Source organism: Niallia endozanthoxylica (genome assembly GCF_008710145.1).
GTDB lineage: Bacteria > Bacillota > Bacilli > Bacillales > Cytobacillaceae > Bacillus_BD > Bacillus_BD endozanthoxylica.
In genome coordinates, this window is sequence record NZ_VYKL01000008.1 from 21912 (window position 1) to 30933 (window position 9022).

Genomic DNA, 9022 nt, shown 5'->3' on the forward strand with positions numbered 1-9022 from the left:
TTTTAGACTGAAAGGGTCAATTTTTCCCTAGAATTTCAACTTGATGAACGGTGCCTGGCACTGTTCACTTAACACACTCCAGTTGTTCTACTTCATTTGGCACATATGCTGACCAAAGATTCTGTACCAATCGTTTAACTAAGAAAAACGCATAAAGAAATGAGGTCTTGTGCTCGACATTTTCGTTTTCGGCGAACCATTCCTGTTTGGTTCGCTAATGTCTGTAAATATGGAATCGAAAACTTCCTTTTAAGTTTTTCACCTATTAAACGTAGTTCTTCTTGTGTGGAATCAAGAAAATAAGATATAAAAATGGGTCATCCTTCCATACGTATTGAATGGAAGGATGACCCATTTAAATGAAAATGATTCATTTCTTAACAGGATGGCTACGGCCTTAAAGGCCTCTTTTTTGTTTTTTTTGTTACATTTTTACTTTCTTTGCCCCTAAATAGCGTTCTTTCCAGTAAGGACTATTCATATCTGAAATCGTTACACCTGTAGAAGATCCTGCATGAATGAATAGGTTGTCTCCCATATAGATGCCAGTATGGGATGGTCCTGTCTTATAGGTTGTAAAGAATACAAGATCACCCTTTTGCGGAGTTGAAACAGACGTTGCAGCGCTCCACATGCTTTCAACCGTACGAGGTAGAGATATCCCTTGTTTATTGTACACATAGTTTAAGAAACCGGAGCAATCAAAACTAGCTGGTGTGGTTCCTCCCCATAAGTATGGAACACCAATATATTTTTTTGCCTCTGTAATTAACCTATCAACATTAAATGTACTTTCAACCATTGGAGCTGATGCTGGAGCAGTTTTCCCTTCAGACGTTAATTTTAGTACTTGTCCAACGTAAATATTATTACTCGTTAAGTTGTTAATAGACTTCAATTGTGGGACCGTTAGATTGTTCCATTTGGCAATTGAATATAAAGTGTCACTAGATTTCACTGTGTATTCTTTAACCGATTTCTCCACCACTGGAGCTGTTTTATTTACCGATTCGCTATTAGGCACCTTTAACACATGTCCAACTTTAAGTATATCTGAAGTTAGTTGATTGATAGATTTTAACTCTGTAACAGTTGTATTGTAATTCCTTGCAATGAGACTAAGATTGTCACCTGGTTTGACTGTATAAGTACCATGAGGAGTATGTGTATGTGGAGCGATCAATGAAAGTTTTTGTCCAACATAGACTCTATTTGAAGTGAGGTTATTCCAATTCATTAAATCTTGAACCGAAACATGATTGGCTGATGAGATTCTCCAAAGCGTATCACTTGATTGGACTGTGTAATTCAATTCATGTGCAGATGCTTGAGTGGAATAAGCTGAAAATAAAATTCCAACAGAAGCTGCCATCACGAATAGTTGTTTTTTCAAACAATCCTCTCCTTTGGTTATCTAGTCGTTTTGTTTGTGAAAATCTCACAAGTTGAATTGTAACTTGATAACCAAAGAACTTATACCCCCAAAAAATTGGAAATAAGTAATCAACATGTAGAAACGAAGTGATTTTGACATTTCACTTAAAGGAAAATTGTACCCGATTCTCCACTTATTATTAACAATAGTTCCTCTCTATAGGACAGGCAAACGAAAGGCTTAACGCCAGGAGCCATCCAGAAAATGGATGGCTCCCGGCATCTTGATTTTACATCACAAATCCACCATCGACATACAAGGTCTGCCCTGTCATAAATTGACTCCAATCAGAGGCTAAGAACAGCACGGGGCCTGCTATATCCTCTGGAGAAGCCATTCTTCTTAATGGTGTTTGCGCAATGATCATTTCCTTCAGCTCTTCTTTTGTCGTTCTGCTGGCATCTGTTGGATACACTAGGCCGGGTGCCACGCAATTCACCCTGATTCCAAAGGATCCGAGTTCTGCAGCTAAATTTCGGCTGTATCCCATTAAAGCCGTTTTAGCCGTATTATATTCATGATACGGAACAATGGGCCTTTCTACTAAGTTACTAATCACATTGACAATGCTTCCTTGGGATTGTTTTTTCATAATGGGAAGTACACCTTGACACATATAATGTGTCGAGCGAACCGCCCCATCAATTTGTGCTTGATAATCCTCCCACTTTAGCTCCCATGACAATTTTCTCTGCTCTGGATCAAATTTGAACGGTTTAAATGCATTATTGACAACAACGTCTATTCTTCCGGTTTCCAATGATACCTGTTCGATTAATCGATTGACGGCCGATTCTGAGGTGACATCTCCCTGGACGGCCCAACCATCGCCGCCAAGCTCGATACACTCTGATGCCACTTGCTCTGCCATCCTTTCATTTTGAAGATAATTAATGATGACAAAAGCCCCTTCCTTTGCGAAAGCACGGGAGATGGCGGCTCCAATTCCGCGGCTGGCACCAGTGACGATGACCACTTTTCCTTGAAATTTCGTCATTGCTTTTCTTCCCCCGTAAATTCTTCCGTTACAACCTTTTCCAATTCAAGCTTGTTCTTTACTAATCCTAATTGTTGGTACGTGTCCGCCCCCTCCTGTAAAATGGCAGCGTTCAGGGCACCTAAGCCTTCCCTATTTGTATCAACGGAAATGCTCGCAACATTGCGTAATTTGATGATTTCTTCATTTACTTTTTCATCTTTGCCATCAATCGCAACTTCTTTGGCAAGAGTGGCCGCTTCCTCTGGATTTTCCAGCATCCACTGTGCACTATTTCGGTAAGCCTCTATAAAACGGTGAAGCTCATCCTTTTTTTCTTCATAGGTTTTCTCTGTGACAGCGAATACGTCACTTGGAATGTTTAAATAATCCTTTACTTCCATGACATTCACGTCGCTCAGCCCTTTTTGTTTCGCCAAGAATAACCCTGTATCGGTGGCCGCCGTGGCATCCACTTGTCCTTGCATTAACGGAGCAAAATTCGAGATCCCTACTTCAACTATTTTGACATCCTTCTCAGTAAGGCCCGCCTTGTGCAAGAGTACTAATAAATTTTGACGTGTTCCACTAGACAAGCTATAAACACCAATCGTTTTCCCTTTTAAATCTTCCGGCTTCGTAATGTTGCTTTCTTTTAGCGACACCACATTAAATACATTCTGAGGGTAAATAGTGTAAATCACTTTTAGCTTTTCACCCTGGTCTAGCGCGAAGTAAAGCGAACCTGGATCAGTAAAGGCAATATCGGCTTGTCCGGAAAGAATATTTTTAATCGCATCTCCGCCGCCAGCGCCGGGAACTACCTTCACATCAAGTCCTTTATCTTGAAAAAATCCTTTTTGTTCATCGACTAACAAATTGGTTTGTTCGGTAATCAGCTGACTCCAGTTTGCCACTGTAATCGGCTGCAGTTTTTCTTTTTTCTGTGCCGAGCTTTCCTCTTCTTTTGCCCCGCAAGCAGTGACAAATAAGAGAAGCGCCGCAAACAATAATGCTTTCCATTTCATTTTTAACTCTCCTTTTTATATGGCTTTGACCATTTTTTCTCAAACAAAGTAATCATCTGATAGAGGATCATTCCTATCCCTGTTAACAAAATTAAAGTAGCAAACATGAGCGGGGTATCCATCATTCCTTGGGAAGCAATAATGAGCGCTCCTAATCCTTCGCTTCCTCCAATAAACTCCCCGACAACGGCTCCCACTACCGCTAATACAACGGAAACACGCAATCCTGCTAATATTCCCGGCATACCTGCAGGGATTTTTAAATGGACCAATGTTTGCAGTCGTGATGCACCAAGCATTGTGAACAATTCTTGTTTTTGTTTATCGCTTGATTGAATAGCAGTAACGGTGCTCTCCAATAACGGAAAAAAACAAACTAATGCGGTAATGACCACTTTTGACGTCATTCCAAACCCAAACCATAGAATAAAAAGAGGGGCTAATGCGAGTTTTGGAACGGCTTGACTAGCAATAATATAAGGAAAAAGAAGCTTTCGTAAAAACGTAATCTCGCCCATGAGAATACCAATGAGAAACCCTGATAAGCCGCCAAAAAGCAACCCAAGCAAAACCTCTGATAGGGTTCGAATGATATGCTCGGTGAAATACCCGCTCTTTATTCCATCAAAAAGGGTGAACCCTATGACAGATGGTGCCGGCAGCACAAGCTCTGACATCGTCCCAGCTGCCATTTCCCATATGACAAGCAGTAGAATCAACAATAAGAATGAATACAAGGGCATTTTTTTCATAAACGTTCCCCGCCCATCACTTGACGCAATGTTAAACAAAGTTCATTAAAATAGGGATCATATCTCATTTTCATTGTTCTTGGCCTTTCAAGCTCTACCCTTGATTGAAAGACAATTTCTCCTTTATCCATGACAGCTACTACATCCGCTAAATACACAGCCTCAGAAAGATCATGAGTAATAAAAAGAACAGTTGTATTGTGGATACTGCACATTCGTAAAAGGTCATCTTGAAGCTCTTCTCTCGTAATGGCATCTAACGCCGCAAAAGGTTCATCTAAAAACAGCAAGGACGGTTTCTGAACAAGAGCCCTTGCGATTGCGACGCGGCTTTGCTGTCCGCCTGATAATTCGGAAGGATATCGGTCATGATAAGCGGACAACCCAACAAGCTCCATTAACTCCATCGCCTCGTTCCAATCTTCCTTCGTTCTTTTTCGTTTCAACGTCACAGGAAGCAGCACATTATCGATGACACTTTTCCACTCCAAAAGGGTCGGAGATTGAAACACAAATCCGCATTCTGGAGAAGGTTTGACTACTTCCTTTCCCTGCAAAATAATCCTTCCTTTATCAGACGGAAGCAAACCTGCAGCGAGCTTTAATAATGTCGTTTTGCCGCATCCGCTTTTTCCTAGCAAACAATGAAATTCCCCTTTTTCCATTTTCCAGTTTACTTCATCGATTACAGGTTTCTTCCCTTGGTAACTATAAGACACATCTTCTATTGTTAAAAAACTCATGCTAAAAACCTCCTAATCCTCATAAGGAGCAAATCTTTCACTCGCTTCTTCTACTGAGGATTCGATGTCTACCATCTGAACTAAATCCGTGATATTAAAACGACCATCATGATGCCAGCCTGGTTCTGGGGAGGTCATCCTTCCTAAAGCCGTGATACGTGTTACTCCTATACGCCCGAGGATCTCCGCACATTGAAAAAGTTCCTTTGGACTAGCAGCCATTCCCACGGTTTGCAGAAAAGACCGGTAAGGCTTCATAGATGGCACAATATCTTCCACTTTTTCAAAGGCAATCACACGAATGACGCGATTTAAAGGGCTGGGAGCAAACACACCCTTTTCCTCTTCATAAACAACCGTCCAGTGATTGGCCGAGTCTCCCAGCACCTCTTTATTCTGATTGGAAAAAAGGCTCATTTCTTCTTTTTGCCGCCATGAAGTGAGTGACGCAGATTCTTCCATTGAAAGCTTTCTTCGCGGATACCTTTTTGAAAAATTCTCTAACTCCCTAGCCATATACCGTGCAAATTCTTTTGGTGATACGTTTCCGCCCGTTTGCACATAAAAGAGATGTGGGGAATAACAGCCTTGCTGGTCATAGCGAACGACATCCAGTGCCGCTTGATGAGCCGTTCGCCATGCTTTTTGCGAATCAAGTGCCGAATGTAAAACAAGCCCAAAACTGATTTTATGTCCAAAAGGTAAGAAACGGGTTGTAACCGGAATCCGACTTTGAAGCGACTCCAACGAATGATTCCCTCCGTACCCAATGACGATGTCAGATTGTCGGAATAAAGAGGTCTCCCGCTCCACGTCGCCGCCTTTCCACCACACGACAGCGAAGCAATTAGCCAGTCTCGGCTCCACTTCCACTAAAAGATGAGCAAACCAGCTGGCAAAAAGAGGCTCACCGCTTGACACTTTTCCGATGTTTCCTGCTTTTACTAAGAGGCCTGAAACAAAGCTCCATAGCGGCAATGCGGGAACATTTCCTGCCCAAATATGTGTGATTAAGTCAGGTCCGACTGCTTTGGAGAACCCGCCTTTCACTCGCGGCTGGAAGTCATCAAGCAACAAAGGATTGCTCAAATCTTCTACAAGAAAACGCTGCAGCTCATGCTTGCGAAAGGACTTTAAGTAAGAAGTCAGCCCAAGTCGAATCATCTCTTCATCATAGCCTGTCACAATGGGCAGCAGCTTTTCTGCTTTTTGGCGATAGGCTGAATTTCTGTCTAGTAAACGGTCTGTTACTCTATCGATGATAGTCACAATCTCTGAAATGGTAAGGGATTTTAATATCTCCTCACTTCCCTTTTTAACCGTTTCGATGACTAGATTCATTTGCTCCTCAGTAAGCAGCGGGATCTCCACTTCTAAATCTCCGAACTGCAGCACTTTCCATTGGAACTCCTCTTCTCCGATGTCTGGAATATACCCGGCTACTTCCTTCATTTTGCAGAACCTCTCGTAAAATCAATAAACTCCTCAACCGCAATGGAACAACCTCTTGCTTCTGCCCCTTTCACTCTTCCTAATAGAAGAAATCCATCATCATTTTGTACGCCAAGATCCTCAGTAAGAATGGTCGTTACCGAATTGAAATTAGCTAAATCGCAATGGACAAGAACGCCGCGCTCCCCCTTCTCAACCTCTCCGCCTGATAACGGATTAATGACTCTCGTCTTGATCCAATGGGGTCCAGACTTAACAGAAGGAACGACATCATTTCCATCGTCATAGAATTGCGTGCTTAGTTCCGTCACTCCATACATATTGATACAAGCTCTCCTGTCCACCCCTAAAAAGGTCGACAGCAGTTGATAGAATTCATTTAATTCTAATTCCTTTGATTGATTTTTATAGCCGCCAGTATCTAGTATTCTACTTCCTTTCGGCAATGAAAAAGTCTTACCCACTTTCTCTAATTCTTCGAACAAATGGACAAAACTATAGCTTGCTCCAAGTAAAGCATATGGTTCTCCTGTTTCCTCTGCTTGGGTCAGTTCACCTAACAATCGGTCCATGTCCAACCCGCTCTCATTTAATAAATAATGGCTGTCTTCCGTTCCAAATTCTTGGACAGCAAGTGCTAAATAATGGGCCAAGGATGAATTCGGCATTTCTTTTTCAGTTGGAAAAAGGACCCCCATTTGAATGTTCTCTGTTTCTTTCATAAATCTTTCTTTGAAATTGGCAGTCATGGATAAATCATATATTTCTAGTGTCGGGTGGTAATGCTTGCCTCTAATCCCTTTTGTCGTACCGCTTGTCATGAACACAGCTTCCGCATCGTCTGGATCTGTACAGCTTAACGGCACCTCTTTAAACGCATTAATCGGTACAAAAGGAATGTCTCTCCATGTTTTTACAAGTCTTGGAGTCTTCCCTTTTTGCCTGCAAAAGGCCTGATAGGGGAGGTTATGTTGATATTGATAAGCAAAAATCTGTAAGGCCAGATTATTGAAATCCCCGTCTGTGGAAGACTTATTTTCGATAAAAGTAGAAAGATTCCTTAATATGTCTTGCTGCTGATTCATCTGCTTCAAATCCTTTCGGAACATAGTAAAATTTCTGAACAAAATAAAAATGCACCCTGCGTAAGCAAAGTGCATGAATTAGACTTTCGTCACTTTTCCTACGCTGGCATTACCCAACAGGTTCAAACGGTCTACGACAGATTAGCCGTACTCTCAGCCTGATTCCTCAGACTCCCGATACTTAATTATTATATTATTAAAAAGTCTACCCCTTCTTCGAAAAGAATGCAATCCTATTTTCCAAGTTCGCAGTCGTGCATCAATCGCAGAAAGGGTCGAAGAGTACCCTCAATCCAAGCAATCATGGTGAAAAGATTCATTGAAAAAAACAGGACACTGATTACCTACTATATGCAGATGATCAATGTCCCTTATTCCTGTATATTGATAAAGCTTCTAACCACTTGTTCAAAGTGAACACTTCTCAGCAGGCTCAGATGATTCTTCTGTTTCATAAAAATCATATATAGATTTTTCTCTATAGAGTCTTTCCACTCAACGATTCCTTATTTCGCAAAGACATGGTTTCCAATCGTTGTTACGACTTCACGGCTGCGAATCCAAGTATCTGTTGCTATCTCTGGATTATAGAAGAAAATGGAGTCATGTAAACGATCTTGTCTTGTTAATGCTTCTTCCACCGCTTGTATGGACTCATCTGACGCAGGTTTGTTGATTGCACCGTTTTGTACTGGAGTAAAAGCATAGGCATCTCCTACCACTTCATTAATGACATTTGTCACCGTATCTGGAAACTCCGGAGACTCCACTCGATTTAAGACAACCGTCGCAACGGCTACTTTTCCTTCATAAGGTTCACCCTTTGCTTCTGCTTGTACTAATCTGGCAAAATAGTCTTTTTCTTCATTAGAAAGAGAAATGGCTGGTTCCACTGGTTCTACCGGTTCCTCTTCTTTTATTTCTTCTTTCAGCTCTATCGGCTGATCCACTTTGTTCAGCATAAGTGTTGGCAACGGTAAGACAGATGTCTGTGGTTCTGGTATTTCAAGAATTTCATCTATAAGAATTAAATCATTCGAAAGATTATTTTCAGCGTTTACACCATTTTGTTGACCAAGCTCCCAAACCGTGTCTTCATTAATTATATGATCTTCTGTAACGGCCTCAACCGTAGTATTATTTACCCCTATAATGGAAAATACAGCTGCACAAGCTGTAATGAATGTCTTCATATAAGTGTTCTTCAAGATTGTACAACCTCCTAGTAAACTCGTATGCTATAACACTAACATGAGCTTGTACACCTTTGACAGAACGATAAGGTTACATTTCTTTAGGGATTAATGAAGAACATTACAGTTAAGGTGAGTTTATGACATATTCCCTATATCATCGTTACATTGGAACCATTTTTTATATACTAGAGGAATATTTTGTTAATGAAACGTGGGGACGGTTCTTCCGTTTCATTTCAAGAAAAATATTTCTCAAATGAAACGCGAGAACCGTCCGGGACTGCTGAAAAAGTTCTTTTAAAAAGAAGGCTTTGTTAAATAATATTGTTGATTTTTGACTCATTTAAGCTGTATT

General features: G+C 41.1%; 8 protein-coding genes and 1 pseudogene. All 9 read right to left on the reverse strand.

The features are described 5' to 3' along the window. Positions 1 to 137 precede the first annotated feature (137 nt). Positions 138 to 308: pseudogene (locus F4V44_RS28350) on the reverse strand (IS4 family transposase); the annotation flags it as partial. A gap of 116 nt (positions 309 to 424) precedes the next feature. After that, positions 425 to 1393: a C40 family peptidase gene (locus tag F4V44_RS03180; RefSeq protein WP_150438546.1), complete on the reverse strand. Its 969-nt coding sequence runs from the start codon at positions 1391 to 1393 to the stop codon at positions 425 to 427. Between the two features lie 271 nt (positions 1394 to 1664). Beyond that, positions 1665 to 2432 carry an SDR family oxidoreductase gene (locus F4V44_RS03185; protein WP_150438547.1) on the reverse strand — a complete coding sequence of 256 codons (768 nt, stop codon included), beginning with the start codon at positions 2430 to 2432 and terminating at the stop codon, positions 1665 to 1667. Further along, positions 2429 to 3439, reverse strand: a complete 1011-nt coding sequence (locus F4V44_RS03190) for an ABC transporter substrate-binding protein (RefSeq protein ID WP_150438548.1) — start codon at positions 3437 to 3439, stop codon at positions 2429 to 2431. Before F4V44_RS03190 ends, F4V44_RS03185 begins: the two co-directional genes overlap by 4 nt. A 2-nt stretch (positions 3440 to 3441) precedes the next feature. Beyond that, positions 3442 to 4191, reverse strand: coding sequence for an ABC transporter permease (locus F4V44_RS03195; RefSeq protein WP_150438549.1), 750 nt, complete (start codon positions 4189 to 4191; stop codon positions 3442 to 3444). Continuing rightward, positions 4188 to 4934, reverse strand: coding sequence for an ABC transporter ATP-binding protein (locus F4V44_RS03200; RefSeq protein ID WP_150438550.1), 747 nt, complete (start codon positions 4932 to 4934; stop codon positions 4188 to 4190). The genes F4V44_RS03195 and F4V44_RS03200 overlap by 4 nt, the downstream gene beginning before the upstream one ends. A gap of 12 nt (positions 4935 to 4946) precedes the next feature. Beyond that, positions 4947 to 6386, reverse strand: a complete 1440-nt coding sequence (locus F4V44_RS03205) for an acyl-CoA reductase (protein ID WP_150438551.1) — start codon at positions 6384 to 6386, stop codon at positions 4947 to 4949. Continuing rightward, positions 6383 to 7471, reverse strand: coding sequence for a LuxE/PaaK family acyltransferase (locus F4V44_RS03210; RefSeq protein WP_150438552.1), 1089 nt, complete (start codon positions 7469 to 7471; stop codon positions 6383 to 6385). The genes F4V44_RS03205 and F4V44_RS03210 overlap by 4 nt, the downstream gene beginning before the upstream one ends. Before the next feature lie 506 nt (positions 7472 to 7977). Beyond that, positions 7978 to 8679, reverse strand: a complete 702-nt coding sequence (locus F4V44_RS03215; protein WP_150438553.1) for a cell wall hydrolase — start codon at positions 8677 to 8679, stop codon at positions 7978 to 7980. Positions 8680 to 9022 lie beyond the last annotated feature (343 nt).